Genomic DNA, 24,932 nt, shown 5'->3' with positions numbered 1-24,932 from the left:
GATCGGGGAGCGGATGGGTCATCGTGTCCTCCGGCCAGTGGATGCGTCGGCTCTGGACTTGCCCTTCGGGTACCCGGCCGCCCTGCGCGCACTCACACCGTGGGCCGCGGCGCAAGTGCGCCGCGCGCGCTCACATCCCGCGCGCTTACGCGGTCGGCCGCCGCTGCCCGCCGGGACGTGCGGCTGCGTGTGCCTCTGCCACCGTCACGGCCGCGGCCGCCGCCGCGAGGCCGGGGCCGGGGCTCGCCAGGACCGGCACGGCGGTCCTCGCCAGATGCCGTGCGGGAGCCATGGACGCCTGGGCGAGGACGATGGTGTCGGCGTCCGTGACCGCCTCGGCGGCGAGCGCGACCGCGCGGACGTAGCCGCTCGTGTCCCCCGCCTCGAAGCGGTCCCAGGCGCCCTCGACGACCAGGGTGCGCACCCGCACGGGACGGCCCCCGGCCTCGTCACGGATCAGGGCGACCGTCGGCTCCAGGGTGCTCGCCAGCGCGGCGAGCACCACGATGCGGGTGCCCGCCGCCACCGCAGCGGCCGCCATCGGCCGGTCCACGCGCAGCACCGGCACGCCGACGTCCGTGCGCTCCGCGACCCCGCCGATGGTCGAGCAGGTGCAGAGCACGGCACGGGCGCCTGCCGCGACGGCCCGGCCGAGCAGTTCGCGGACCCCGTCGGCCACCGCTTCGGGCCCGTGCGCACGGGCCCGGTCCAGCAGTTCCCCGGCCACGAGGTGCGTCAGCTCCAGTCCCGGGTGGGACGCGTCACGCAGGGTCTCGAAGACGGGGATGTGGACCGGCGAGGTGTGCAGCAGCGCGAGCGGGCCGGTGTACGGGGGCATCGGGAGCTGTTCCGGCGGTCGCACCGTTCAGACCGTGACGGCGTGCGGGCTGCGCTCCTGGTCCGAGCCCGGTACCGGCGCGGAGGGGTCGGCGCCCAGCTCCACGATCCGGTTGTCGGCGTCCACGTGCACGACCCGCGGCCGCAGGGCCCGCGCCTCGGCGTCGGTGACCTGGGCGTAGCTGATGATGATCACGAGGTCGCCGGGGTGGACCAGATGGGCCGCGGCCCCGTTGATCCCGATGACACCGGAACCACGCTCGCCCTCGATGACATACGTCTCCAGACGGGCACCGTTGGTGATGTCGACGATGTGGACCAGCTCACCGGGCAGCAGGTCGGCGGCGTCGAGGAGGTCGGCGTCGATGGTCACGGATCCGACATAGTGCAGGTCGGCCTGGGTGACCGTGGCACGGTGGATCTTGGACTTGAACAGAGTACGCAGCACTTTGGACTCCTGTATGACGGCTCCCTGCCTGCTTTGTGCAGGTCAAGGGCAGTCTTCAGTTTACACTGACACGCATCGGACTCAAAGATCGTGAACAACATCGGTCCACTACGAGAAGAAGGCTCCCTGCCTGCGCTTCCGTGCGAGCCAGGCTGTTGTGACGCCGCCGATCAGACGTCTGCCAGGAAGACCCTCTGGGGAGTGATGCTGATCAGGCCCTGACTTACTTGACGATACGTCAGTTATGGGAAGCTGGGCGCGCGGGGCTGCGCCTGCTCATCCACGCCATCCTCGAGCATCGACACAACAAAGTCAGCGACGACGCCACGATTTTGATGTTCGAGTGGCAGCCCCCTGATCCGTGACCGCAAGAGCCGGAGGGCGCAGCCGTGGCGCCGGCACTGCGGGGACGCAGACGCTGACGTCGGTGGATGCCGAGCGTAGCTCAGTCTCCGGGAAGCGGCGCGGGTATGGTGCCCCGCATCTGCAGCGCCATACCCGCACTTGCAGGGGCCCCCGGTGACGGACTGCAGCTCCTTGGCCGCAACGGCGCCCTGTTTATCGGTGGATGCTGCCGAAGGCTTGGGTTCTGTGGACCGCGCTGGCGTCCCACTGCGCCGTACGCGGCCGGGCATGGGTGCGCTCGGCGACCCGGCGGTAGAACTCTTCGATCCCGAAGCCTCGCGCCTGCTGCGGCGCGGCACGGTCCAGGACTTGTCCCAGCGGGCCGGGCAGCTGGGATGCGAGGTCCTTGACCTCTCCCGGGCTGATCCGTCGGGCCAGCACTTCCAGCACGGCGTTGGTGACGTCCGCCGCTTCGTCCTGGTCGTTGTATTCGCCTCGCTCGCGCACACGGGCGAGGAATCCGTCGTATTTCATCGCTGACTCCCTTCTGCCTTGGTCACCGCTGGTCAAGGGGGTCGCCCGGTGCGCCGTCGGGCCGGCCGGGTCCGTCCGCCAGCGCGTAGCTGCCGTTCGCAAGGCCCTTGGCCCGAGACTCACGCACGGACTCACGCAGGGCACGGCGGAAGCGCCCGGGGCGGAGCGCGTGGGTTATCTGTTCGATCTCGTCGTCGAGGCGTTGTTCGGCCATGGCGGACGTACGACTTGCCGTACCCGCGGTGCCGGCCATCCTCGGCGAGTACAGGGCGCTGCCCGGTCCGGTGCCCGGGCGGTTACGGCGGGCTCCTACTCCCGGCGGCGGGCGGTGCGGTCGGCGATTTTCAGGACCTCGCTCACCGCCAGACGGGCCGATTTCGCTCCCGCGTACGCCACGAGGAAGGTCAGCGAGTAAGGCAGGAAGAACCACCAACGATGGGGAGCCACGTAGCGCGTCTCCACCGCCGTGAGGGGTGTCGAGCCTCGCCAGCCCGGCCACAGTGCCGGATGGTTGCCCGAAACCGCGGCGCTTGCGTCTCAGCCGCTGCTCTCGGTGCTTCCACTCGTCTCGGTGATCTCGACGTGCCGCGGCTTTGCGACGTCGGCCTTGGGAACGGTGATGCTGAGCACTCCGTCCTGCATCTCAGCCTTGATCTTGTGGGTGTCCAACTCTCCGGGCAGCCGCAAACGGTACTCGAAGGCTCCGACGCGGCGGGTGCTGCGGCGCAGGACACCTTTGCGCTCCCGCTCCTTGATCTCTCCGTGGACCACGAGTTCGGGACCGTTAGCCTCTACGTCGATGTCCTTGCTCTTCACACCGGGGAGTTCGATCTCTATGTGGAACGCGTCCTCGGACTCCGACACGTCCGCGAGAGGTGTCCACGCAACCGCGGGTGCCGCGCCCACCGTCGACTCCAGCAGGCCGCTCATCTGGTTGAGCAGTTCGTCGAACTCGACCAGGGGATTGACAGGGGTGGGTGCCCAGACGGGCCTTTCCTGCAGGCCGCCACCGCGGTGGCGCCGGACGGGCATGGCCATCGCAATCGCCTCCTTCTTCCTTCTCGTGATCTCATCGTCCGCCATTCGTCATGCGAGCCATGCGGACTCCTTGTGACGTATGCGTGGGGAGACGTCCGAGTGGCCCGCGACAGGGGACGTGCCCGTGGTGCCGGGTACGGCCGAGTGCCCCAGGTGCCGGTGCACGAAGTGGATGGCCATCGCGCCCTCACCGGCCGCGGAGGCCACCCGCTTCACCGAGCCGCTGCGGACGTCCCCTACCGCGAAGACCCCGGGCAGGCTGGCCTCCAGGGTCATGCACGAGCGCCCGCGGCCGTGCCACACCTCGGGGTAGGCGCAGGCTTCCTGGGCCTCCGGCCCGGTGAGGACGAAGCCGCGGGAGTCGAGGGCGATGATGCCGGCGAGCCACTCGGTGTGAGGTTCGGCGCCGGTGAAGACGAACAGGCTCCGTACCGCGAGCCGGCGGTGCCCGCCCGTGCGGTTGTCGACCACGTCGAGCTCCTCCAGCACTTCCTGCCCGATGACCTCGGTGACCTCGGTGTGCAGCATGACCTCCACACGCGGATGGCGCTCGACCTGTTCGACCAGGTAGCGGGACATGTTGGCCTCAAGGCTGGCTCCTCGGACCACCAGGTGCACCTTCGGCGCGTACCCGGCGAGGAACAGCACCGCCTGGCCCGCCGAGTTGCCTCCGCCGACGACGGCCACCGGGTCGGTGCGGCACTGCTGGGCCTCGTAGACGGTCGCCGAGTAGTGCACGCTCGTTCCCTCCAGGCGTTCGATGCCGGGCACCTGGAGCCGGCGGTAGCGGGCACCCATGGCCAGGACGACGGCGCGGGCGGCGATCTCGCTGCCGTCAGCGAACGCCACGACGTAGTGGTCGTCGTCCTTGGGACGGAGACCGGTCGCCTCCAGCGGAAGGCTGATCCTGGCGCCGAACTTGTCGGCCTGGAGTACGGCGCGTTCGGTGAGTTCGGCGCCGGAGATGCCGGATGGGAAGCCGAGCAGATTCTCGATGCGGGACGACGTGCCGGCCTGACCGCCGGCGGCCATCGCCTCCACCACCGTGGTGCTCAGGCCCTCGGAGGCGGCGTACACCGCGGCAGCGAGGCCAGCGGGTCCGGAGCCTACGATGAGGACGTCGCCGTGACGGTTTCCGGCGGGTAGTGACGGCAGGCCGATGAGCCGGGCCAGTTCCGCGTTGCTGGGGTTGCGCAACAGGGTGGTGTCCCGCCAGATGACGAGTGGTGTCTCCGCCGGGCCGACGCCGAAGCGGCGCAGCAACTCCTCGGCCTCCTCGTCGGTCTCCAGGTCGATCCAGCGGTGCGGCAGCCGGTTGCGGACGGCGAACTCGCGCAGCCGTCTGGTGTCGGGCGAGTAGCGCGAGCCGATGATGCGGAAGCCGGCGCCCTGTCCGACGAGCAGCGCGCGACGGCACAGACAGGCGCGCAGCACGATGTCCCCGATGGTGGAGTCCTGGGACACCAAGTGGCGCAACTGATCCAAGGAGACGACGAGGACCTCGCCCGGCTCCCTGGTGACAGCGGTGTAGAAGGCCACTTGTCCGTACAGCAGGCCGAGTTCGCCGATGAAGCGACCGGGGCCGTGCACGCGCAGCACGTGCTCCTCGGCAGTGCCGTAGTCCTCGACGACGGCGACGGTACCGCTGAGGACGACGAAGAACGTCTCGCAGCGCTCTCCCTCCCGGATCAGCACGTGGTTCGGAGCCACGGTCCGGCGTTGCCCGTGCTCCGCCAGACGTGCTATCTGGTCCTCCGTGAGGCGCGGGTACGCGCCGTAGATGTCCGGGGTCTCCCAGAAGGCGGCCTCGTCCGCTTCCTCCGGCACCGGTTCTTCGCCCGGCAGCGACTGGTCGCCGGACATCAGACGAACGCCTCGTGAACGTAGCACCAGCGCCAATCCTCGCCGGGCTGGAACGACCTCACGATCGGATGTGCGTCGGCAGCTGCGTGCCTGCGCGCGTGCTTGTTCGGCGAGGAGTCGCAGCAGCCGACGTGCCCGCAGGTCAGGCAGAGCCTCAGGTGGACCCATGGGGAGCCGAGCATCAGACACTCCTGACACCCTTCTGGGGTCAGCGGCTTGACCGGCCGGACGAGCGCGAGGTGGGGGTCTGCATGCATGGTCATCCGGATCACCCTTTCCGGGTGGTGATCGACTGTTCCACCCACTGGCGCAGAGCGGGGGCGGGCGCCGCCCCCGCCTGCCGGGCGACGGTCTCGCCCTGGTCGAGGATCAGCAGTGTCGGTACGGCCTGTACCGCGAAACGCTGCGACAGTCGCGGGTTCTTGTCGACGTCGACCTTGACGAGTTTGATTCGGCCGGCGAGGTCGGTGGCGACCTGCTCCAGTGCGGGGCTGACCATGCGGCAGGGGCCGCACCAGGTGGCCCACAGGTCGACCACGACGGGGACGTCGGCCTGCTCGGCGACCTCGGTGAAGTCGTCGTCGCCCGCGTCCACCATCCACGGTAGGGGCTGCTTGCAGTGGCCGCACTTGGGGCGGCCCTCCGCGGCCACGGGCACCCGGTTGGTGCGCCCGCAGTGGGGACAACTGACGGTCGTCGCCTGCATCGTGCTCATGCCGCCCGCGCTCCCTTCACGTCCTCGGGCTGGTCGTAGGTGACCACCAACTCTCCGTGTTCGGCGTCGACGCGGACCGTGGCGCCGTCCTGGACGTCGCCGCGCAGCAGGGCGCGCCCGACCAGTGTCTCGACCTCGTGGGAGATGTAGCGGCGCAGCGGCCGGGCCCCGTAGACCGGGTCGTAACCTTGGTGGGCGATCACTTCCCGGGCAGCGTCGGTGAGTTCGACGGTGATGCGGCGTTCGGCGAGCCGGCGGCGCAGCTCGTCGAACTGCAGCTCCACGATGCGCTCGATCTGCCGCTCGCCGAGCGGCTTGAACAGCACGATGTCGTCGACGCGGTTGAGGAACTCCGGGCGGAAGTGCCCGCGGAGCTCGCCCATCACCAGGGCGCGGGCGTCGGGCTTGATCTCGCCCTCGGCGGTGGCGCCGTCGAGGAGGTGCTCGGAGCCGATGTTGGACGTCATGATGATCACGGTGTTGCGGAAGTCGACGGTGCGGCCCTGGGAGTCGGTGATGCGGCCGTCGTCGAGGACCTGCAGCAGGGTGTTGAAGACATCGGTGTGCGCCTTCTCGATCTCGTCGAACAGCACGACCGAGTACGGCTTGCGGCGTACGGCCTCGGTGAGCTGGCCGCCTTCCTCATAGCCGACGTATCCGGGCGGTGCGCCCATGAGCCGGCTGACGGTGTGCCGCTCCTGGTACTCACTCATGTCGAGGCGGACCATGTTCTCCTCGGAGTCGAACAGGGCCGCCGCGAGGGTCTTGGCCAGCTCGGTCTTCCCGACGCCTGTGGGGCCGAGGAAGATGAACGAGCCGATGGGGCGGCGCGGGTCGCGGATGCCTGAGCGGGCGCGGATGATGGCGTCAGCGACGAGCTTGACGGCCTCGTCCTGGCCGATGACCCGCTCGCGCAGGATCTCGTCGAGGCGCAGCAGTTTCTCGCGTTCGCCCTCCTGGAGGCGGGCGACGGGGACGCCGGTCCAGGCGGCGACGATCTCGGCGATCTCCTCCTCGGTGACAACCTCGCGCAGCAGCCGGTTCTGCCCCTGTTTGGCGGTCAGTTGCTCCTCCTCGGCCTTCAGCCGGCGCTCCAGGTCCTGAAGGCGGCCGTAGCGGAGTTCGGCGGCGCGGTTGAGGTCGTAGGCGCGTTCGGCCTCCTCCGCCTCGTGACGGACCTGCTCGAGTTCCTGGCGCAGTTCCTGCACGCGGCGGATGGCCTGCCGTTCGGCCTCCCACTGGGCGCGTTTGGCGTCGGCCTCGCCGCGCAGGTCGGCCAGTTCCCTGCGCAGTTCCTCCAGACGGGCTTTGCTGGCGGGGTCGGTCTCCTTGGACAGGGCCGCCTCCTCGATCTCCAGGCGGGTGACGCGACGGGTGATCTCGTCGAGTTCGGCGGGCATCGAGTCGATCTCGGTACGCAGCCGGGCGCACGCCTCGTCGACGAGGTCGATGGCCTTGTCGGGCAGGAACCGGTCGGTGATGTAGCGGTGGCTGAGGGTGGCCGCGGAGACCAGCGCGGTGTCCTGGATCTTCACGCCGTGGAACACCTCGAGGCGTTCGCGCAGTCCGCGCAGGATGGAGATGGTGTCCTCCACGCTCGGCTCGTCGACCAGCACCTGCTGGAAACGGCGTTCGAGGGCGGCGTCCTTCTCGATGTGCTTGCGGTACTCATCGAGGGTGGTGGCGCCGATCATGTGGAGTTCGCCGCGGGCGAGCATCGGCTTGAGCATGTTGCCCGCGTCCATGGCTCCTTCGGCGGCGCCCGCACCTACCACGGTGTGGAGTTCGTCGACGAAGAGCAGGATGCGTCCCTGGGCGGCCTTCACCTCGGACAGCACAGCCTTGAGGCGTTCCTCGAACTCGCCGCGGTACTTGGCGCCGGCGACCAGGGAGCCCATGTCGAGAGCGAACACCGTCTTGTCGCGCAGGCCCTCGGGGACGTCGCCGCGAACGATGCGCTGGGCCAGGCCCTCGACGATGGCGGTCTTGCCGACGCCGGGATCGCCGATGAGGACGGGGTTGTTCTTGGTCTTGCGGCTGAGGATCTGGGTGACGCGGCGGATCTCCGCATCACGGCCGATGACCGGGTCCAGCCGCCCGGACCGAGCCTCGAGGACCAGGTCGCGGCCGTACTTCTCCAGAGCCTCATAGGCCACCTCAGGGTTGGCGGAGGTGACGCGCTGGTGGCCGCGGACCTGGGTGAGCGCGCTCAGGAACGAATCCCGGGTCACGCCGTGCTCCTTGAGCAGGCGTCCGGCGGCGGTCGCCGAGCCCTCCTCGGCCAGGGCGAGCAGGAGGTGCTCCACGGAAACGTACTCGTCCTTGAGGCGTTTGGCCTCCCGTTCGGCGGCGTCGAGCAGGCGGGACAGGCGCTGGGTGACGAAGACCTGGCCGGGTGCCGCGCCGGGGCCGGTGACCTTCGGGCGGCGGGAGAGTTCCTCGCGCACGGCCGCGCGCAGCTCCTTCGGCTCGGTGCCGGCCTGTTGCAGCAACCGTGGGATCAGACCGTCCTCCTGATCGAGAAGCGCGAGCAGCAGGTGTTCCCCGTCGACCTCGGTGTGCCCCATGCCGACGGCCGCGCTCTGGGCCTCTTGGAGGGCTTCCTGGGACTTCTGGGTGAGACGGTTCATGTCCATGGGGGTGTTTCACTCCTCGTGCCGCGGCCGCGCAGGGCGGCTTCGAGCAGGCTGATGCGGTCGAGCAGGTCGAGCACCAGGCCGATGGATGCGTAGTTGAGGCAGAGTCCGGTGCGCAGCCGCTGGATCCGGGCGAGAACCGCCGGGGCCGTGGGGTCGAACACGAGTCGCCCCGCGGAGTCGCGCTCGGCGTCGACCAGGCCGAGGGCGACGAACCGGCGGATCAGATCGGGGTGGAGGCCCGAGCGAAGGGCCACGGCGGCCAAGGAGAGCCTGGGGACGGGCACGAGCGCGTACCGGACGGCCGTCGAGGCGGTGATGTCGGCGCCCGTTCGTACCGGACGGGCGCCCACGCCGGCCCGGCCGATGCCTCCCGCTCCCGCGGGTCGGTCGTTCATCGCGTCCTCCTGGGGTCGAACGAGGAAGTGGCGGCGAGCTCCTCGAACAGTTCGCGCTCCCGGCCGCCGAGGGCGGGAGGCACCATGACGCGAAGTTCGGCGTACAGGTCGCCGTTCGCGCCCCGCGGGTTCGGCATGCCCTCGCCGCGCAGCCGCAGCCGCCGGCCGCTGGACGAGCCCGCGGGCACCGTGACCTTCGCCGTGCCGCCGCCGGGCGTGGGCACCGGCACGGTCGCGCCCAGGGCCGCCTCCCACGGGGCGACCGGGACCTGGACGTGCACGTCACGGCCGTCCAGCCGGAACCGGGGGTGGGGCTGGATACGTACCCGCAGGTACAGGTCGCCCGCGGCCGCGTCACCACTGCCCTGGCCACCCTCACCCGCCAGCCGGATGCGCTGCCCGTCGGTGACGCCTGGCGGCACGTCGACCTCGTACCGCCGCGGCTGCCCGGTGGGGCCGGCGAGCGTGACGGTGCGACGGCCGCCTCGGTACGCCTCCTCGACGGTGAGCGGCAGTTCGGCCTCCTGGTCCGCTCCGGGGACGCCGCCTCGGGCGGCGCCGGCTCCGAACATGGAGCCGAGCAGGTCCTCGATGTCGATGCCCTCCGCTCCGAAGTCGTCGCCGAAGCCGGTGGTGTACCGGACGCGAGGGCCGCCCGCGCCTGCGGTCCTCCGACCGCGGAAGCCGCCGCCCGCTCCGGCCGCGACCCGTTCGTCGAAGTCCTCGGGGATCTTGCGGAAGTCCTCGCCGAAGCGGTCGTAGCGCGCCCGGGTCTTGGGATCGGACAGGACGCTGTATGCCTCGTTGAGGTCCTTGAAGCGTTCCTCCGCCCCGGGGTCCTTGTTGACGTCGGGGTGGTACTTACGGGCGAGTTTGCGATATGCCTGCTGGACCTCGTCCTGGCTCGCGGTCCGCGACACGCCCAGCACCTCGTAGTAGTCCCGTGCCATCGCCGTTCACTCTCGCTTCGCGACGGTCACGGCGGCGGGCCTGAGCTGCCGTTCGCCGTCCCCGTAGCCGGGGCGCAGCACCTCGACGACCGTGCCTGGTGGGGCGTCGGGGTCCTGGACGACGCCGACCACCTCGTGCCGGGCCGGGTCGAAGGCGACTCCGCTCTCCGCGTGCCGCGGGTAGCCGAGCAGTTCGAGGACGTTCACCGCCTGGTCGCGTACGGCCCGGACGCCCTCCACGATCGCACCCGGATCGGCGCCGGCGTGGGTCAGGGCGAGTTCGAGGTTGTCGAGGACGGGCAGGAAGGCGGCCGCCGTGCGGGACCGCTCTGCCGCCCGTTCGCGCTCCAGTTCCCTGGCGTGACGCTTGCGAAGGTTGTCGAGGTCGGCGAGTGCGCGCCGCCAGCGGTCCTCCAGTTCCTTGATCGCGGTCGTGTACTCGTCCTCGGCAGGCGCGGGGCCGGCGGCATCGGGTCCCGGTTCGCCGTTCGCCGCTTCGGGCCGGGGCGGGCCCGGTTGGGGCAGATCCCCGCGAGGAGGGCGTCCAGCGCCTTCCGGGACCGGTACGGCCGGATCCGACGCGGCCCGGTCGGGTTCCTGGGGGTGGGTGGGCATGGCGCGCCTCAGTCCTTGTCGAACTCGGCATCGATGACGTCGTCGTCACCGCCACCGCCGCTCGGGCCGCCACCGGTCGCGCCGCCCCCGGTGGTGTCCTGGCCGGGACCGCCCGTGGCGGCGGCGCCCTGATGGGCCGCCAGCCCGGCGAGCACCTGCTGGAGTTCGGAGGTCAGAGGCCGCACGCGCTCCACGCCCGCCTCTTCCTTGACCGCCGCCCGGGCGTCGGACACGAGCATCTCGGCGCGTGCCTTCTCGTGCGCGGGCGCTGCGTCGCCCAGTTCGGCGAGGCGCTTCTCGACCTGGTACGCGACGGCGTCGAGTTCGTTGCGGGCGTCGACGGCCTCGCGGAGTGCCTGGTCCTGGCCCCGGTTGCGCTCGGCCTCCTGGACCATGCGCTCGACCTCACTGCGGTCCAGGTTGGAGCTCTCGCTGATGGTGATGCCCTGTTCCTTGCCGGTGTCCCGGTCGCGGGCCTTGACGTTGAGGATGCCGTTGGCGTCGATGTCGAAGGTGACCTCGATCTGTGGTTCGCCCCGCGGCGCCGGCCGGATGTCGGTGAGCTGGAACCGGCCCAGCACCCGGTTGTCGGCGGCCCGCTCGCGCTCGCCCTGGAGGACCACCACATCGACGGCCGGCTGGTTGTCCTCGGCGGTGGAGAAGGTCTCGCTGCGGCGCACCGGGATGGTGGTGTTTCGCTCGATGATCTTCGTCATCACTCCGCCGCGCGTCTCCACGCCCAGCGACAAGGGTGTGACGTCGAGCAGCAGGACGTCCTTGACCTCGCCCTTGAGCACCCCGGCCTGGATCGCGGCGCCCAGGGCCACGACCTCGTCGGGGTTGACGCTCATGTTGGGTTCCTTGCCGCCGGTCAGCCGGCGGACCAGAGTCTGGACGGCGGGAATGCGGGTGGAACCGCCGACGAGGATGACCTCGTCGATGTCGCTCTCGCCGACCTTCGCGTCGGCCATCGCCTGCTGCACCGGTCCGAGGCAACGCTCCACCAGGTCGCCGGTGATCTGCTCGAGAGTGGACCGCATGATCGAGTCGGTGAGGTGCTTGGGGCCCGAGGCGTCGGCGGTGATGAACGGCAGGCTGACCTGCGTCTGCGTCACCGAACTGAGCTCGGTCTTGGCCTTCTCCGCCGCCTCGAACAGTCGTTGCAGCGCCTGCGGGTCCTTGCGCAGGTCGATGCCGTTCTCCTTCTGGAAGTCGTCCGCGAGGTAGTCCACCAGACGCCGGTCGAAGTCGTCGCCGCCCAGGTGGCTGTCACCGGCGGTGGAGCGCACCTCCACCACGCCGTCGCCGACGTCGAGGATGCTCACGTCGAAGGTGCCGCCGCCCAGGTCGAAGACGAGGACGGTCTCGTGCTCCTTCTTGTCCATGCCGTACGCGAGGGCGGCCGCCGTCGGCTCGTTAATGATCCGCAGCACCTCCAGTCCGGCGATCCGTCCGGCGTCCTTGGTGGCAGTGCGCTGAGCGTCGTTGAAGTAGGCGGGAACCGTGATGACCGCCTCCGTGACCCGCTCCCCCAGCTGCTTGGACGCGTCGTCGGCGAGTTTGCGCAGCACCTGTGCGCTGATCTCCTCAGGCGCGTACAGCTTGTCGCGCACCTTGAAGCGGGCCGCCCCGCCGTCGCCCTCGACGACGTCGTACGCCACCGCCCTGGCCTCGTCGGAGATCTCGTCGAAGTGCCGGCCGATGAACCGCTTGGCCGAGTAGATGGTGCCCTTCGGGTTGAGGATCGCCTGGCGCCGGGCCAGCTGGCCCACCAGACGTTCCCCGGTGTCGGTGAAGGCCACCACGGACGGTGTCGTGCGGTTGCCCTCGCTGTTGGGCACGACGGACGGCTCGCCGCCCTCCCACACGGCGATCACCGAGTTGGTGGTGCCCAGGTCGATGCCCACTGCCTTGGCCATGAGGAACTCCTCCCGGTGCAGCGCCTGCGCCGACTCTCCGGATCACGTTCGTTCAGACAGAGGTGGGACTCCGCCGGTTTCCCATCGGTGCGCACGGAGGGTCTCGAGCACTCCCCAGAGTGACGAACCGGGTGGCTCCACGCCTGCGCCTGGCGAGTCAGGAATGCACGGGTCCGGTCGCCCCACGAGTACGAGAGAAAGAACCCACACATCTCGCGTAGCCGGCCCGGGACCGGGTACGCGAAAGCCGCTCACCTCCGAAGGACGGAGTGATCTCCCATGGTCGGCAGTCGGGCGTACAGCCTGTACCACCGCTACTCCGACCGGAAGGGCAGCCTTCCGCGGGGCAGCGCCGGGCGGCGCCCCACGGCCGCGCCCAGGCGGCCCCGCCTGCCCGCTCGCACCCCAGCCGCCCATGCCCTCCTCGAACTGATCGCGCTCTCCCGCGCCCAGTTCGACGCTCCGGATGAAGGCGAGATCCTGCGCCTGGCCATGGATCACATAGTCGCCGCGGGGCCGTACAGCGCCGAGGCCGGATATCTCAAGGTGGGCGGCGACCTGGTCCCCAGCCCGTGGAACGGGCGAACGCATACCTTGACCGTGGGCCGGAGGGTGCGGGAGCTGGCCGGGCAGGACGGCAACGTGACCGTAACCGGCAGGCCCTGGGGCCGGGCCCTGGGGCTACGCGGACCTGGGGTCCTCCACGGCTACCTCGTGGTCACGTCCCGCTCCCGGCCCACCGAGGCCGAGCGATCTCTGCTCTCCATGCTCGTCCGGCACACCGCTGCTGCACTGTCAGTCGCCGTCGCACACCGCCGCCAACGCGAGGACGCGCTGGAGCTGCACCGGCTGAGGGAGGAACGCACAGCCCTCCAGCGGAAGCTGATCTCTGTGGTGGCTGAGCTGGGCTACGAGCGAGCCGTTCACGCTCTCATGGCCGACGTCGCTGCCTCGGGTGGCGGCGAGGAAGCTGTCACCCGCGCACTGCACGGGCTCACAGGACTTCCCGCGCTGGTCGAGGACCGCTTCGGCCGGCTGAGGTCCTGGACCGGCCCCGGCCGCCCCGTCCCCTATCCCGAACCGGACCCCGTGCGCCAGGAGGACATGCTGCACGCCGTCGCCAAAGAGGCCGGGCCGGTGCGGATAAGGGACCGGCTGCTCACCCTCGTCCGCCCGCACGGCGAGATTCTGGGCGTGCTGGCGCTGGTCGACACCCGGGACGAGGCCGACGAGCACACCGTCCTCGCGCTTGGACACGCCGCCACGTCGCTCGCCCTGGAGCTGACGCACCTGCGCAATCTGGCCGAAGTGGAGCTGAGGCTGCACCGCGAGCTGGCCGACGACCTCCTGGCAGGGACGGACGAGCCGAGCGCCTACGCCCGGTCCGAGGCAGCCGGACACGACCTGCACGGCAGCCACTACATCGCCGTGGTGCAGTGGTCGAACCGGACTGCGGACGATTCCTTCGCGCAGACCGTGGGTCGGGCGGCCGCTGCGGTGGGCATGCGCTCGCTGCTGACCCGCCGCTCCGACCACGTCGTCCTCATCACTGCCGACAGGCCACACGCTCGCGCGTTGTACGAAGCGCTCGCCCGAGAGAACGGCACACGGTCCGGGACGATCGGGGTGAGTGCCCCTTGCGACTCCGTGGAGGACATCCCCCACCACTACCAGGAAGCGCAGCGCGCCCTGGACGTGCGCCGCCACTCCCGCGAGCGCTACGGCACGTCATTCTTCGACGAGCTCGGTCTCTACCGCATCCTGGGACCCGGCAGCGGTCACCGGGAACTGGAGACGTTCGTCCAGGAGTGGCTCGGGCAGCTCATCGACTACGACTCCCGGCATCACGCGACCATGGTGGAGACCCTGTCCCGGTACTTCGACTGCGGCGGCAACTACGACGAGACCGCCGACTCCCTCGCGATCCACCGCAGCACGCTGCGCTATCGGCTCCAGCGCATCCGCGACATCAGCGGCCACGACCTCGCGAACGTCGAGGACCGGCTGAACCTCCAGGTGGCGACCCGAGTGTGGAAGATCGTGCTGGGCGGACCCGGCTGATGCCTCACTGGAACTTTTGCGCGAGCGGTGTCAGTAGCAGTTGGGCAGGCTGCCCCGCTACAGCGCTGCTGTGGGTGGGTGGCCCTTCCTCGGATTGATCCAGCGAGATCGCGGCGTGCCGGAAGACGGGGCCGTGGTTCATCACCGCCATCGCTACGATCGGCGGGGCCTTCGGCACCTGCCTCGAAGGGGCCGAGAAGGTGTCCGACGCCGCCTGTGGACCACAGCAGCGCGAGCATCAGCGGATGCTGCGGCAGATGTCGCGGCCGGAGCGAGGCGAACGCAGGGGGCCGGACACCACCGACGGGTGACGTCCGGGCGGCCCCGGCGTCACAAGGCGATGACGTGGAGGTCGACCAGCTCGAGCATCGCTCGCAGAGCCGAGCTGGGCCGCCGGGTCGACGACGTGCCGAGATGCATGCTCCAGCGGAGCGTGGTGTCGTGGACGTCCAGGACGTGCAGGCCGGGGGTGCGAGCAACGGCGAACGCAGGCAGGAAGGCGATGCCCAGTCCGTGCCGGACCAGTGCCGCCCCCATGTCGATGTCGGGCACTTCCAGTGCCACCCGGCGTACGACGCCCTCCGCCGCGAACGCCCGGTCGACCACCTCGCGGTTGCCGTAGCCCGGCGGAAAGTCCACGAAGGGCTCCCCCGCGAGGTCCGCAAGTGCCACCTTTCCCCGCTGCGCGAGCGGATGGGCGGCGTTCACCACCAGGACGAGCGGCACGGTGGCCAGCTCCCGTGCGTCGATCCCGGCGGGCTTGCGTTCGGGCAGCGACAGGAAGGCCGCGTCCAGGTCCCCGCTGAGCAGCGCGTGTGCCAGTCCCGCCGAGCCGGCCGTCGCCAGCCGCAGCCGGACGTCGATCGCCGGATGCCGCGCGTGCAGCTGCCCGAGGAGCGCAGGCAGGTCCACCACCTCGACCGAGGCCATGGCGCCCACGTTCACCGTGCCGCGCAGCGTGTCCTGTGCGGCGCGTACGGCGTCCTGGGCGTCCTGTGCGGCGTGCAGGGTGGCCCGAGCCTCCGGCAGCAGCGCGGCGCCCGCCCCGGTGAGCCGGACCTGCTGCGACGTGCGCTCGAACAGCGCGCAGCCGAGCTCCCGCTCCAGTGAGCGGATCGCGGCGGACACCCCTGACTGCACCACGTGCAGCCGACGGGCGGCACGCGTGAAACTCAGCTCCTCGGCGACCGCGATGAAGTGCTCCAGCTGACGTAGCTCCACACCCGCAAGTATCACTCGCATTGCTGGAGCCCAGCAAAAACATTCGTTGGCATTGATTCTTGCTGGTGAGGAGGATGGAAAGCGTCATCCGATTCCGCCCGAGGAGGGGTACCCCTGCCTGCCGTTCCGACGCCGCTGAGCCGTCCCACAGCCGACGCTCCCGACGCCCCGACCCACCGGATCCCAGCGCCCGCTCCCGCGGACCTGCCGCCCCGTGCCTCCGCCCGGCGCCGTGCCTCGCACACGACCGGCTTCTGGTTCGTGGCGGTGGCCTTCACCGTACTGATGGCCTTCGGCACCGCGCCGACCCCGCTGTGGCCGCTGTACGAGGCCCGGGACCACTTCGGCGCGACCACGGTCACGGTGGCGTACGCCTCGATGGTCGTGGGCGCGGCGGTCGCCTTCCTGGGGCTGGGACACCTGTCGGACCGGCTCGGCAGGCGGCGCATCATCGTCCCGGCGCTGCTGGTCGGCATCGTCGCGTCGGTCGTACTGATCGTGTGGCGGGACCTGCCGGGGCTGATCGCGGGCAGGATCCTGAACGGTGTCGGACTCGGGCTGATGGCCTCGACCGCGACGACGTACCTGCACGACCTCCACCACGAGGTCCGTCCGGACCGGACGGGTTCGGTGCTGCCCGGCATCGTGGCGACCGCCGCCAACCTGGGCGGCCTGGCCTCGGGGCCCCTGATCGCCGGAGCCGCCGCCGAGTGGCTTCCCATGCCCCTGGTCACTGCCCAGGCGATCTTCACGCTCGCCATGGCGGTGTGCCTGGCGCTGGTGCTGTGCACCCCGGAGACCGTGGACCTGGAGCTGCCCGCGGCCCAACCGCCCAGCAGGTTCGTCCTGCGCCCCGGCGGCCGGCGGGCGTTCGGCGCGGCCGGCGCGCTGGGCGCCTTCGCCTTCGCGATCCTCGGCCTGATCTCCTCCCTCGGGGCGAGCGTGCTCCACGGCACCCTGCACACCGACTCGCACCTCGTGGTCGGCCTGGCGGCCTTCCTCATGTTCGGTTCCGCGGCGGCCGCCCAGCTGGTGCTGGGCCGTCTCCCCCTGCCCCGGCTCCTGACCGTGGGGGCAGTGGTCTTTCCGGTCGGCCTGGTCCTCTGCGCCGTCGCCCTCTACCACCCGGCGCTGTGGCTCTACCTGGTCGCCGTGTCCCTGTCGGGAGCCGGCTCCGGGCTGCTGTTCAAGGGAGGAGTCGAACGTGCCGGTTCAGTGGCCGAGCCCGCCTCACGTGCGGGGGTCCTCGCCGTGTTCTTCGTCGTCGCGTACCTGGGAATGGGCCTGCCCTCCGTCCTGTTCAGCATCGCCCTGCGGCACTTTGCCGTGCAGACCGCGATGATCGGCTTCGCGGCGGTCCTCTCCTGCGGCGCCGTTGTGTCGGTCGCCGTCGCCCTGCGCGACCGCGCACCCAGTCCCCGCAAGCTCTCTGGGCAGTCCGCTCGCCCCTCCTGACCTCCCTGCGGCGCATGCGACACCGGTTGTCTGGGAGGCGCGGAACTGGGCACCCGGTGCGGGCGCGCGTGACACGGATCCGCGGCAGACGGGAGGCCCGAGATGTCTGCGGAATCGGCCAGAACGATCGCGCTCCCCTCCGGTGAGGAGATCGCGGCGCTCGGGCAGGGCACCTGGTACCTGGGCGAGGATCCGGCCCGGCGTGAGCAGGAGATCGCCGCGCTGCGGCTGGGCGTGGACCTGGGCATGACCGTCGTCGACACGGCGGAGATGTACGGCGACGGCGCAGCCGAGGAACTCGTCGGGGAGGCCCTCCGCGGACGCCGGGAGGAGGTCTTCCTCGTCAGCAAGGTGCTGCCCGGCCACGCCGACCGGAAGGGCACCGTCGCCGCCTGCGAGGGCAGCCTGCGGCGGCTCCGCACGGAACGGCTGGACCTGTACCTGCTGCACTGGCGGGGACGGTGGCCACTCGAAGAGACCCTCGCGGGATTCACCGACCTGCTGGAGGCGGAGAAGATCCGTTACTGGGGCGTGAGCAATCTGGACGTGGCCGACATGGCCGAGCTGACCACCCTCCCCGGTGGCGACGCCGCGGCCGTCGACCAGGTGCTGTACAACCTCTCCCGGCGCGGCATCGAGTGGGATCTGCTCCCCTGGTGCCGTCAGGCCGGGGTGACGGCCATGGCCTACTCCCCGATAGAGCAGGGGCGGGTCCTGGAGGTCGAGGCACTGCATGCCGTGGCCCGGGACCTCGGAGCCACGCCGGCCCAGGTGGCACTCGCCTGGGTGCTGGAACAGGGGGTGGCCGCGATCCCGCGTTCCGGAGCACCCGACCACGTTCGGGAGAACCGCGGCGCGCTGGACCTCCACCTTCCTACCGAGGCGCTCGACGCTCTCGATGAGGCGCTCCCGCCGCCCAGCGGGCCCACGCCCCTGGAGATGCTCTGAAGGATTGCCAGGGTGGCGCGCCCCCCGCGACGCCTCCCCAGCAGCCAGTGCGGGGTAACTGCCCTGGCGCGGCTTGTGGATGGCCAGCTCGATCGTCCCGGCCCTCGTGTCCCACTGGAGTGGGCGATAGCCGTTGTGGTGATTGACGCGTTCGTCGCTGACCTGCCCGTATTCGGCTCGCAGAGGGCATCGGCCTCCGAGGACATGAGCGTGTGGCGCCCTGCGCACCCCGGGGCCCGGGCGCACGAGGACCGCGCGCTCACGTCTGCAGGACACCGCCAGCCGTCCTCGAGCTTCGGAACCCAAGAGGCCGTGCCATACCGTGCCCGCCCATGCGGGGAGTGGTTCATCCAACTTCGCGTAGATCGTTTCGCCGGAAACACGCAGTGGCTTGGCGACAAGAGGGGCAGCCCTGTCACCGGTGTCTCACGAGACACCTCGCAGTCTGGAGAAGAACAGCTGCCGCGGCCCATTCTTCAGCCCGACCCCTGCACCGAGCCCGGTCTTGTTCCAGTCTCGGCTGGGTGCCCTAATACAGTCCCGCTCCCCGAGCTGGTCGTGTCGTCCGGTCGGCAATGCTCGTACGAGGCGTTGCAACGCAGTGCAGCCTCCTGCGGACGGACGGCCGCACGGCTGGCCGAGGGATGTCTGGGCGCTTCATGCTGCTCTGCCAGGGGAAGAGGGGGCGCCCTTTTTCGGCCTGGAGTGCGGAGGCGCTCAGCAGAGGGCTCTGCGAATCTCGACCGGGTAACAGCCGATGGCGGCGCGGGCGGGAGCGAACGACGCCGTCCGTTCCCGGTGAGGAGGCGAGAGGTATGACCGTGATGGGTGTGTCGAAGTTCGAGAGGTTCTTCCGCACCGCCGCAAGCCTCGACGTGGACAGGAACGACCTGAAGCGATACGGCGATTTCGTCGACGCCAAGCTGTACGACCTCCTGGTCGTCGGCCAGGCGTCGGCCAAGGCCAACGGCAGGGATACCGTCGAACCGTGGGATCTACCGATCACCAAGGGCCTCCAGGAGAGCATCCACCGGTTCCGGCGGCTCGACGAGGCGGTCGAGCTGAAGCCGATCCTGGAGCAACTCGCCGCGCACCCTCCCCTCGACAGGACACCCACCCAGGAGGTCGAAGAGCGCTACCCCGAGATCATCGGCGGTCTCAGCGTCGCCCTCGCCGAGACGTTCAAAATCATGTATCCGGATGTCAAGAACCCGCAGACCAGTCACTGGGAGGGCGTTACCGCGGTGTTCGACCGGCTGCTGTAGCAGTCGCGCCCCGGTGCATGTCGCCGGACTCGTCTCAGGCCGGGAAGGCCGAGCCGCCCCGGGTCGTCTCCCACGAACTCGTCAACAAGGCAGCAGACGGATACACGAACACCAGTATTTCGGCGCCCGCGACGACGGCTGGACGAAGGTCGTCCCCACTCGGACGGCAGCTTTTGCTGACCGCGCGCAGACATGCACTCGGGGCACGCCGGGTGTCCCAACCGCTCGCGTCCTAGAACCAGCGAGCCGTGAAGGGAGCCGTACCATGACACAGGAACTCCGGGGGATGCGGGTGGGGATTCTGGCCACTGACGGCGTCGAGCGCGTGGAGCTCGATCAGCCGCGCGGTGCGCTGCAGGGCGCAGGGGCGAAGACCGAGATCGTCTCGCTCCACCACGGCGAGATCCAGGCCCGCCAGTTCGACCTCAACGCGGCCGGAACCTTCCCCGTAGACCGCCTGGTCGCCGACGCCTCCGTCGACGACTACCACGCCCTGCTCCTGCCCGGCGGCACCATGAACCCTGACCAGCTACGCATGGACCGCGACGCGGTGCAGTTCGTCAAGGACTTCATGGCCAGCGGGAAACCGGTCGCATCGATCTGCCACGGCCCGTGGACCCTGGCGGAAGCCGACGCCGTGCGCGGCCGCCGCCTGACGTCCTGGCCCAGCATCCGCACCGACCTGCGCAACGCCGGCGCGGAGGTCGTCGCCGACCAGGAGGTGGTCGTCGACGGGCAGCTGGTCACCAGCCGCGGCCCGGCCGACCTGCCCGCCTTCTGCGCCGCCGTCGTGGAGCAGTTCGCCCGGGCGCACCACCCCATGCCCGGCTGACCTGGCGGCCTGGTCGCAGGCGGCGGTGCACGGTGGAGGTGGGCCCGCTCTCCACCCCACGGGCCGGTCAGCCTGGGCGGTCGCCTCCGTACGGCTGCCATCTTTAGCATCGCGCCGCCGTCGAATGCCGGCACGCCCAAGTGAACATCAAGATGCGCCAAGTCGCCGAACTCATCGTGGAACGGGCCCAGACGGGACACCTCGAGGGCAATATCCGCCACAAGCTGGAACGCAGCATCGTGACGCGCGCGACCCCGCGCCCCGAACCCGGCTGACCGGTACTCAGCCTTTCGCGCTGTCGTCAGGAGCGCGCGAGCCGGGCCGCGAGATAGGGCGCGGTGGCGCTGCGGCGGGCCCTCGCCACCTTGGCCGGCGGGCCCGCCGCGACCACCCGCCCGCCCGCGTCGCCGCCGCCCGGACCGAGGTCGATGACCCAGTCGGCCGTGGCGATCGTGTCCAGGTCGTGCTCGACGAGGACCACCGTGTTGCCGGCGTCGACGAGCCGGTGCAACTGTCGCAGCAACAGCGCGATGTCCGAGGGGTGCAGCCCCGCCGTCGGCTCGTCGAGCAGGTAGAGCGCGTGCCCGCGGCGAGCTCGCTGCAGCTCGGTGGCCAGTTTGATGCGCTGCGCCTCACCCCCGCTGAGTTCCGTCGCGGGCTGACCCAGCCGCAGGTACCCCAGTCCCACCTCGCGCAACGTCTCCAGACTGCGGGAGGCGGCCGGGACGGCGGACAGGAACTTGGCGGCGGCGTCGACGGACAGCGCCAGTACTTCCGCGATGTTCTTGCCGCGGTAGGTGACTTCCAGCGTTTCGGCGTTGTACCGGGCGCCTTCGCAGGTCGGGCACGGCGCGTAGGTGCCGGGCAGGAACAGCAGTTCCACCGCGACGAATCCTTCGCCCTGGCAGGTCTCGCACCGCCCTTCGGGCACGTTGAAGGAGAACCGCCCGGCCGAGTAGCCGCGCTGCCTGGCTTCGTCCGTCGCCGCGTACAGCTTGCGCACCGCGTCGAACATCCCGGTGTACGTGGCCAGGTTGGACCGGGGAGTTCGGCCGATGGGCCGTTGGTCGACCCGGACCAGCCGGTCGAACGACTCGACCCCCGAGGCGTCCTGGACGTCGACCTCCAACTGCGCCTCGTCGGGCTCCTCGGGTACGAGTCCGAGGTGGCCGCGGACGACCTCGGCGAGCACCTGCGTCACCAGCGTCGACTTCCCGGAACCGGACACGCCCGTCACCGCCGTCAGTACGCAGAGCGGTACGTCGACGGACACGTCGTGCAGATTGTGGCGGGAGACGCCACGCAGGTGCAGCCAGCCGTGCGGTGTGCGCGGGCGGCGATCGAGCGGCTGGGCGCGCCCGAACAGGTACTGGCTCGTGGCCGACTCCCCGACCCGCTCAAGACCGGCGACCGGGCCGCTGTACAGCACGCGTCCGCCACCCTCGCCCGCACCGGGGCCGATGTCGACCACCCAGTCCGCCCGCCGTACGACGTCCATGTCGTGCTCCACGACGAACAGCGAGTTGCCCGCCGCCTTGAGGCGGTCCAGCACCTCCAGCAGCGGTTCCGTGTCAGCCGGGTGCAGGCCCGCGGAAGGTTCGTCGAGGACGTAGACGACGCCGAACAGCCCCGAGCGCAGCTGGGTGGCGATCCGCAGGCGCTGCGCCTCGCCGGGCGACAGGGTCGTCGAGCGGCGCCCGAGGCTGAGATATCCCAGGCCCAGGTCGAGCAGTACGTCGATCCGCGCGACCAGATCGCCGCAGATCCGGACCGCGACCTCGGTCGTCTCCCCGGATCGGGCGGTCGACGTGGTGGCGTCGGCCTCGGACCGCCCTGCGACGGGCCGCAGCAGCGCCACGACCTCGGTGAGCGGCATCGCGTTGATCTCGGCGATGGAACGTCCGGCGAAGGTCACGGCGAGCGCCTCGGGCCGCAGTCCGCTGCCGTGACAGGCGGGGCAGGGCACACTCCTGACGAACCGGAGCGCCCGTTCGCGCATCTTCTCGCTCTTGGAGTCGGCGAGGACGTGCATGACGTGCTTGCGGGCGCTCCAGAACTTGCCCTGGTAGCCGTAGTCGACGCGGTCCTCCTCCGGCTCGATGTACACGGAGGGCTGCTCGTGCGTGTACAGCAGCCAGTCCCGGTCCTTCTTCCTGAGTCTGCGCCACGGCCGGTCGATGTCGATCCCCAGGCCGCTCACGACACTGCGCAGGTTGGCGCCCTGCCAGGCGCCCGGCCAGGCGGCGATCGCCCCCTCGCGAATGCTCAGCGAGGGGTCCGGGACAAGCAGGTCCTCGGCGACGTCGTGCACGACGCCCAGTCCGTGGCACTCCGGGCAGGCGCCGGCCGCGGTGTTGGGGGAGAACGACTCGGCTTCCAGCCGTGCGGCCCGGGGCGGATAGGTGCCGGCGCGGGAGTACAGCATGCGCAGCAGATTGGACAGCGTGGTGAGGGTGCCGACCGTCGAGCGCGAGCTGGGCGACCCGCGTCGCTGCTGCAGGGCCACGGCTGGTGGCAGTCCGGTGATTTCCTGCACGTGCGGTGCGCCGACCTGTTGCAACAGCCTTCGGGCGTACGGTGCTACGGACTCGAAGTAGCGCCGCTGGGCCTCCGCGTAGAGCGTGCCGAACGCGAGCGAGGACTTGCCCGAACCGGAGACGCCGGTGAAGGCGACCATCGCGTCCCGCGGAACGTCGACATCGATGTTCCGCAGGTTGTTCTCACCGGCGCCCCGGACATGTACGAAGGGGTCGGTCGCGTCCTTGTTCACCGTTCCTGATTACCTGATCGCGCCGCGAACCGCGCGACAGGCGCCGTCACCGGGCCCGCTCCCAGGGAACGTTCGAGAGCGCTTCACCGTTGATGCGTAGGTGGGCGTGAAGGGAACTGTGTCCCCGGGCCTAACCCATTGCCCATGAGGACGATCGTTCGGCTGAAGCCCTATGGAGCCCCCGCCGCGAGGCGACCGTCCTTCGCGCCCACTCTCGATCGGCCCTGGCTGGGATCCCCCGAACCAGTCGGGGCCTTCGCCTGCCCCCTGCCTGCGCACTTCCGGGCAGGACACCGAAGCGGGGTGTCCGGTGGCGCACGTGCGGTGCCGCCCGGGGTGGCGCGGAGCTGGTGTTCGCGGTGGCGCACGCAACCGTGTGGCCCGGTGGTGGGGCAGGTCCTGCATGGGGCGCACGAGGAGATCTGACCGCACCGCCTGCACCTGCTGGCAGGGGCCAGCGTGTCACGCAGCGTCGGCGTTACGTCGGGGGCATCCTGTGGGCACTCGCGATCGCGGGATAGCCGACGAGAGGGAGTCATGCGGGTGTCGTCTCAGGGCGTTACGGTCGTGGCTCTCCTGGCGGATCCCGACGCGCCCACGGAGATCGCGCAGCGCATGGCCCGGATGCTTCCTGATCGGCTCGCCGACAGGTCAGGCCAGGGACGACGGTTCGACGTCGAGGTGGTCAGTGAGCCCTTCACCGCAGGGGCCGAGGACCCGCCCACCTTGATGCACCGGATCATGGACCGCGGAAGTGCGGAGAGTTGGGACATCATCGTGGCCCTCACCGACCTTCCGCTGCACTCACATGGGCGCAAGCTCGTGGTGGATCTGAGTCACGAACACGGCCTGGCGCTGCTGTCTCTTCCCACGCTGGGGGGCTTGCGGCTGCAGACTAGGGCCCAGCAGGCCGTGGAAGAAGCCGTCCTCAGCTTGGTGGGCCCGCAGGTCACTGGGCCTGAGGGGCCTCCGGGAAGTCAGCCGCTGCGGGGGCCCTTCATCGGTCGTCTCGCTCCCATCCATCCGGGCCAGGTCGGTGAGGAGGAGATCGCCGATCTGCGGTACGTCGTCAGTGGGCCGCGCGGTTACCTGAGGGTGCTCCTCGGTATGGTCCGCGCCAACCGGCCGTGGCGTTTGGTGCCGGGCTTGTCGAAAGCCCTGGCGGCCGCACTCGCCACGGGAGCAGTCGCCACCGTGAACTCCACCATCTGGAACCTGGCCGAGTCCCTGAGCACGCCACGCCTCGTGATCGCCACTGGCGGGTCCGTCGCGCTCATGATCGGCTGGCTGATCGTGGACGCGAACCTGTGGCATCGAACGGATGAGGTTTCGCCGGAGGCGAGGAAGAGGGCGGCTCTCTACAACGCCTCGACGGTCGTGACCGTGGGTATCGGGGTGCTCGTCTGCTACGCGGGCTTGATCGTCATCAACTTGCTGTGGGCCCTGTTCATCCTCAACGAGCAGGCGTTCGCCTCCGCGACACGAACCCCGCTGCACGCCACGGAATACTTGACGTTGTCATGGTTCGTCGCTTCGGTGGCCACCGTGGGCGGCGCGCTGGGATCCGGTTTGGAGAGCGACGAGGCGATCCGGGCAGCCGCCTACTCCAAGCGCGAACAGGAACGCCGCCGCATGCTCCAGGACGAGGGCGGTGACCAGCTGATGACCTGAGTCGGAGCTTCCCTGGTGATTGGTGGTTGGTGGTCGTCCGCGTACGAAGATTCCGCTGATGGATCGGTGCGTGGTCGTTTCGCGTCGGGGGCCGACGGGAACCCGCACGGCACGCCGCCGGAGCGCCGAAGCTCCCTCCGGCGGGCCGACGGCAAATGACCGTTCCATCTCATCCAGGTGAACGGCCCCCAGAGGCGTGCCGGAGCCCCGGACCCCGTCGCAGCACTTCCGAGAGTCCGGCTCATTGCGCCATGCCGCGACATCGAGGGAAGTCGTCATGAAAGCAGCGGTATACGAAGGACCGCGTACGGTCGCCGTGAAGGACGTACCGGACGCGAAGATCGAGCATCCCTGCGACATCATCGTCAAGATCACCACCACCAACATCTGCGGTTCGGACCTGCACATGTA

Annotated in this window: 22 protein-coding genes and 3 pseudogenes; 8 read left to right on the top strand and 17 right to left on the bottom strand. The window is 70.2% G+C overall.

Annotated features, from left to right (window positions below):
- Positions 1–145 precede the first annotated feature (145 nt).
- The 14 genes and pseudogenes from ACFYX0_RS37300 to dnaK form a co-directional block, all read right to left on the bottom strand.
- On the bottom strand, positions 146–838 hold the full coding sequence (locus tag ACFYX0_RS37300) for an aspartate/glutamate racemase family protein (RefSeq protein ID WP_388977610.1): 693 nt from the start codon (positions 836–838) through the stop codon (positions 146–148).
- 27 nt (positions 839–865) lie between these two features.
- Positions 866–1,285, bottom strand: coding sequence for an aspartate 1-decarboxylase (panD, locus tag ACFYX0_RS37295; RefSeq protein WP_388977579.1), 420 nt, complete (start codon positions 1,283–1,285; stop codon positions 866–868).
- A gap of 579 nt (positions 1,286–1,864) precedes the next feature.
- A pseudogene (locus tag ACFYX0_RS37290) lies at positions 1,865–2,164 on the bottom strand (DUF2267 domain-containing protein); the annotation flags it as partial.
- Between the two features lie 22 nt (positions 2,165–2,186).
- Positions 2,187–2,417 carry a hypothetical protein gene (locus ACFYX0_RS37285; protein ID WP_388977576.1) on the bottom strand — a complete coding sequence of 77 codons (231 nt, stop codon included), beginning with the start codon at positions 2,415–2,417 and terminating at the stop codon, positions 2,187–2,189.
- A 56-nt stretch (positions 2,418–2,473) separates the two neighbouring features.
- Complete coding sequence (locus ACFYX0_RS37280; protein ID WP_388977573.1) at positions 2,474–2,611, bottom strand: hypothetical protein; 138 nt, start codon at positions 2,609–2,611, stop codon at positions 2,474–2,476.
- A gap of 90 nt (positions 2,612–2,701) precedes the next feature.
- Positions 2,702–3,202 carry an Hsp20/alpha crystallin family protein gene (locus tag ACFYX0_RS37275; protein WP_388977570.1) on the bottom strand — a complete coding sequence of 167 codons (501 nt, stop codon included), beginning with the start codon at positions 3,200–3,202 and terminating at the stop codon, positions 2,702–2,704.
- A 48-nt stretch (positions 3,203–3,250) separates the two neighbouring features.
- A complete protein-coding gene (locus tag ACFYX0_RS37270) occupies positions 3,251–5,065 on the bottom strand; it encodes an FAD-dependent oxidoreductase (RefSeq protein ID WP_388977567.1) in 1,815 nt (604 codons plus the stop codon).
- The gene (locus ACFYX0_RS37265) at positions 5,065–5,328 is read right to left on the bottom strand and encodes a UBP-type zinc finger domain-containing protein (RefSeq protein ID WP_388977564.1); all 264 of its coding nucleotides are present in this window, start codon (positions 5,326–5,328) and stop codon (positions 5,065–5,067) included. Before ACFYX0_RS37265 ends, ACFYX0_RS37270 begins: the two co-directional genes overlap by 1 nt.
- 5 nt (positions 5,329–5,333) lie before the next feature.
- Positions 5,334–5,780 (bottom strand): thioredoxin, encoded by a 447-nt coding sequence (gene trxA, locus ACFYX0_RS37260; protein ID WP_388977562.1) that lies wholly within the window; start codon positions 5,778–5,780, stop codon positions 5,334–5,336.
- Positions 5,777–8,416 (bottom strand): ATP-dependent chaperone ClpB, encoded by a 2,640-nt coding sequence (clpB, locus tag ACFYX0_RS37255; protein ID WP_388977559.1) that lies wholly within the window; start codon positions 8,414–8,416, stop codon positions 5,777–5,779. Before clpB ends, trxA begins: the two co-directional genes overlap by 4 nt.
- Positions 8,407–8,814: a chaperone modulator CbpM gene (locus ACFYX0_RS37250; RefSeq protein WP_355922733.1), complete on the bottom strand. Its 408-nt coding sequence runs from the start codon at positions 8,812–8,814 to the stop codon at positions 8,407–8,409. The genes clpB and ACFYX0_RS37250 overlap by 10 nt, the downstream gene beginning before the upstream one ends.
- Positions 8,811–9,764 carry a DnaJ C-terminal domain-containing protein gene (locus ACFYX0_RS37245; protein WP_388977556.1) on the bottom strand — a complete coding sequence of 318 codons (954 nt, stop codon included), beginning with the start codon at positions 9,762–9,764 and terminating at the stop codon, positions 8,811–8,813. Before ACFYX0_RS37245 ends, ACFYX0_RS37250 begins: the two co-directional genes overlap by 4 nt.
- 6 nt (positions 9,765–9,770) lie before the next feature.
- A complete protein-coding gene (grpE, locus tag ACFYX0_RS37240) occupies positions 9,771–10,379 on the bottom strand; it encodes a nucleotide exchange factor GrpE (protein ID WP_388977553.1) in 609 nt (202 codons plus the stop codon).
- 8 nt (positions 10,380–10,387) lie between these two features.
- Positions 10,388–12,298, bottom strand: a complete 1,911-nt coding sequence (dnaK, locus tag ACFYX0_RS37235) for a molecular chaperone DnaK (protein ID WP_388977550.1) — start codon at positions 12,296–12,298, stop codon at positions 10,388–10,390.
- A 279-nt stretch (positions 12,299–12,577) separates the two neighbouring features.
- Between dnaK and ACFYX0_RS37230 the strand changes: the two genes are divergently transcribed.
- Entirely contained in the window at positions 12,578–14,359 is a 1,782-nt protein-coding gene (locus ACFYX0_RS37230; RefSeq protein WP_388977548.1) for a PucR family transcriptional regulator, read from the top strand.
- A gap of 330 nt (positions 14,360–14,689) precedes the next feature.
- Here ACFYX0_RS37230 and ACFYX0_RS37225 read toward each other — a convergent pair whose 3' ends face one another.
- Positions 14,690–15,580: a LysR family transcriptional regulator gene (locus ACFYX0_RS37225; RefSeq protein WP_388977546.1), complete on the bottom strand. Its 891-nt coding sequence runs from the start codon at positions 15,578–15,580 to the stop codon at positions 14,690–14,692.
- Between the two features lie 267 nt (positions 15,581–15,847).
- Between ACFYX0_RS37225 and ACFYX0_RS37220 the strand changes: the two genes are divergently transcribed.
- Positions 15,848–17,035: an MFS transporter gene (locus tag ACFYX0_RS37220; RefSeq protein WP_388977543.1), complete on the top strand. Its 1,188-nt coding sequence runs from the start codon at positions 15,848–15,850 to the stop codon at positions 17,033–17,035.
- A 102-nt stretch (positions 17,036–17,137) separates the two neighbouring features.
- Entirely contained in the window at positions 17,138–17,983 is an 846-nt protein-coding gene (locus tag ACFYX0_RS37215) for an aldo/keto reductase (RefSeq protein WP_388977540.1), read from the top strand.
- 8 nt (positions 17,984–17,991) lie between these two features.
- Here ACFYX0_RS37215 and ACFYX0_RS37210 read toward each other — a convergent pair.
- A pseudogene (locus ACFYX0_RS37210) lies at positions 17,992–18,192 on the bottom strand (transposase); the annotation flags it as partial.
- Positions 18,193–18,798: 606 nt separating this feature from the next.
- On the opposite strand from ACFYX0_RS37210, the gene ACFYX0_RS37205 reads away from it, so the two are divergent.
- The 3 genes from ACFYX0_RS37205 (at position 18,799) to ACFYX0_RS37195 (ending at position 20,355) form a co-directional block, all read left to right on the top strand.
- A complete protein-coding gene (locus ACFYX0_RS37205) occupies positions 18,799–19,248 on the top strand; it encodes a DUF1931 family protein (protein WP_388977537.1) in 450 nt (149 codons plus the stop codon).
- A gap of 265 nt (positions 19,249–19,513) precedes the next feature.
- Positions 19,514–20,080 (top strand): type 1 glutamine amidotransferase domain-containing protein, encoded by a 567-nt coding sequence (locus tag ACFYX0_RS37200; RefSeq protein ID WP_388977534.1) that lies wholly within the window; start codon positions 19,514–19,516, stop codon positions 20,078–20,080.
- Between the two features lie 152 nt (positions 20,081–20,232).
- Positions 20,233–20,355, top strand: coding sequence for a hypothetical protein (locus ACFYX0_RS37195; RefSeq protein ID WP_388977532.1), 123 nt, complete (start codon positions 20,233–20,235; stop codon positions 20,353–20,355).
- Positions 20,356–20,381: 26 nt separating this feature from the next.
- Here the strand turns inward: ACFYX0_RS37195 and uvrA are convergent, their stop codons facing one another.
- Complete coding sequence (gene uvrA / locus ACFYX0_RS37190) at positions 20,382–22,850, bottom strand: excinuclease ABC subunit UvrA (protein WP_388977530.1); 2,469 nt, start codon at positions 22,848–22,850, stop codon at positions 20,382–20,384.
- A gap of 537 nt (positions 22,851–23,387) precedes the next feature.
- On the opposite strand from uvrA, the gene ACFYX0_RS37185 reads away from it, so the two are divergent.
- Together ACFYX0_RS37185 and ACFYX0_RS37180 are read left to right on the top strand one after the other, a co-directional pair.
- On the top strand, positions 23,388–24,521 hold the full coding sequence (locus ACFYX0_RS37185; RefSeq protein WP_388977528.1) for a hypothetical protein: 1,134 nt from the start codon (positions 23,388–23,390) through the stop codon (positions 24,519–24,521).
- Positions 24,522–24,798: 277 nt separating this feature from the next.
- Positions 24,799–24,932 (top strand): annotated as a pseudogene (locus ACFYX0_RS37180) (aldehyde dehydrogenase); the annotation flags it as partial.

Source organism: Streptomyces sp. NPDC002573 (genome assembly GCF_042889625.1).
Classification (GTDB): domain Bacteria; phylum Actinomycetota; class Actinomycetes; order Streptomycetales; family Streptomycetaceae; genus Streptomyces; species Streptomyces gibsoniae.
Note: the sequence above shows the minus strand (reverse complement) of the source record. Positions and strands in the feature narration are given on the sequence as shown.

What these genes read in the sequence shown, in the direction of transcription:
- ACFYX0_RS37215 (WP_388977540.1), top strand. Translation starts at nt 17,138, where the DNA reads ATGTCTGCGGAATCGGCCAGAACGATCGCGCTCCCCTCCGGTGAGGAG.
- ACFYX0_RS37275 (WP_388977570.1), bottom strand. Translation starts at nt 3,202, where the DNA reads ATGGCCATGCCCGTCCGGCGCCACCGCGGTGGCGGCCTGCAGGAAAGG.
- ACFYX0_RS37205 (WP_388977537.1), top strand. Translation starts at nt 18,799, where the DNA reads ATGACCGTGATGGGTGTGTCGAAGTTCGAGAGGTTCTTCCGCACCGCC.
- ACFYX0_RS37230 (WP_388977548.1), top strand. Translation starts at nt 12,578, where the DNA reads ATGGTCGGCAGTCGGGCGTACAGCCTGTACCACCGCTACTCCGACCGG.
- ACFYX0_RS37245 (WP_388977556.1), bottom strand. Translation starts at nt 9,764, where the DNA reads ATGGCACGGGACTACTACGAGGTGCTGGGCGTGTCGCGGACCGCGAGC.
- trxA (WP_388977562.1), bottom strand. Translation starts at nt 5,780, where the DNA reads ATGAGCACGATGCAGGCGACGACCGTCAGTTGTCCCCACTGCGGGCGC.
- ACFYX0_RS37270 (WP_388977567.1), bottom strand. Translation starts at nt 5,065, where the DNA reads ATGTCCGGCGACCAGTCGCTGCCGGGCGAAGAACCGGTGCCGGAGGAA.
- ACFYX0_RS37285 (WP_388977576.1), bottom strand. Translation starts at nt 2,417, where the DNA reads ATGGCCGGCACCGCGGGTACGGCAAGTCGTACGTCCGCCATGGCCGAA.
- ACFYX0_RS37300 (WP_388977610.1), bottom strand. Translation starts at nt 838, where the DNA reads ATGCCCCCGTACACCGGCCCGCTCGCGCTGCTGCACACCTCGCCGGTC.
- ACFYX0_RS37265 (WP_388977564.1), bottom strand. Translation starts at nt 5,328, where the DNA reads ATGACCATGCATGCAGACCCCCACCTCGCGCTCGTCCGGCCGGTCAAG.
- ACFYX0_RS37195 (WP_388977532.1), top strand. Translation starts at nt 20,233, where the DNA reads ATGCGCCAAGTCGCCGAACTCATCGTGGAACGGGCCCAGACGGGACAC.
- ACFYX0_RS37200 (WP_388977534.1), top strand. Translation starts at nt 19,514, where the DNA reads ATGACACAGGAACTCCGGGGGATGCGGGTGGGGATTCTGGCCACTGAC.
- ACFYX0_RS37185 (WP_388977528.1), top strand. Translation starts at nt 23,388, where the DNA reads ATGCGGGTGTCGTCTCAGGGCGTTACGGTCGTGGCTCTCCTGGCGGAT.
- clpB (WP_388977559.1), bottom strand. Translation starts at nt 8,416, where the DNA reads ATGGACATGAACCGTCTCACCCAGAAGTCCCAGGAAGCCCTCCAAGAG.
- grpE (WP_388977553.1), bottom strand. Translation starts at nt 10,379, where the DNA reads ATGCCCACCCACCCCCAGGAACCCGACCGGGCCGCGTCGGATCCGGCC.
- dnaK (WP_388977550.1), bottom strand. Translation starts at nt 12,298, where the DNA reads ATGGCCAAGGCAGTGGGCATCGACCTGGGCACCACCAACTCGGTGATC.
- ACFYX0_RS37250 (WP_355922733.1), bottom strand. Translation starts at nt 8,814, where the DNA reads ATGAACGACCGACCCGCGGGAGCGGGAGGCATCGGCCGGGCCGGCGTG.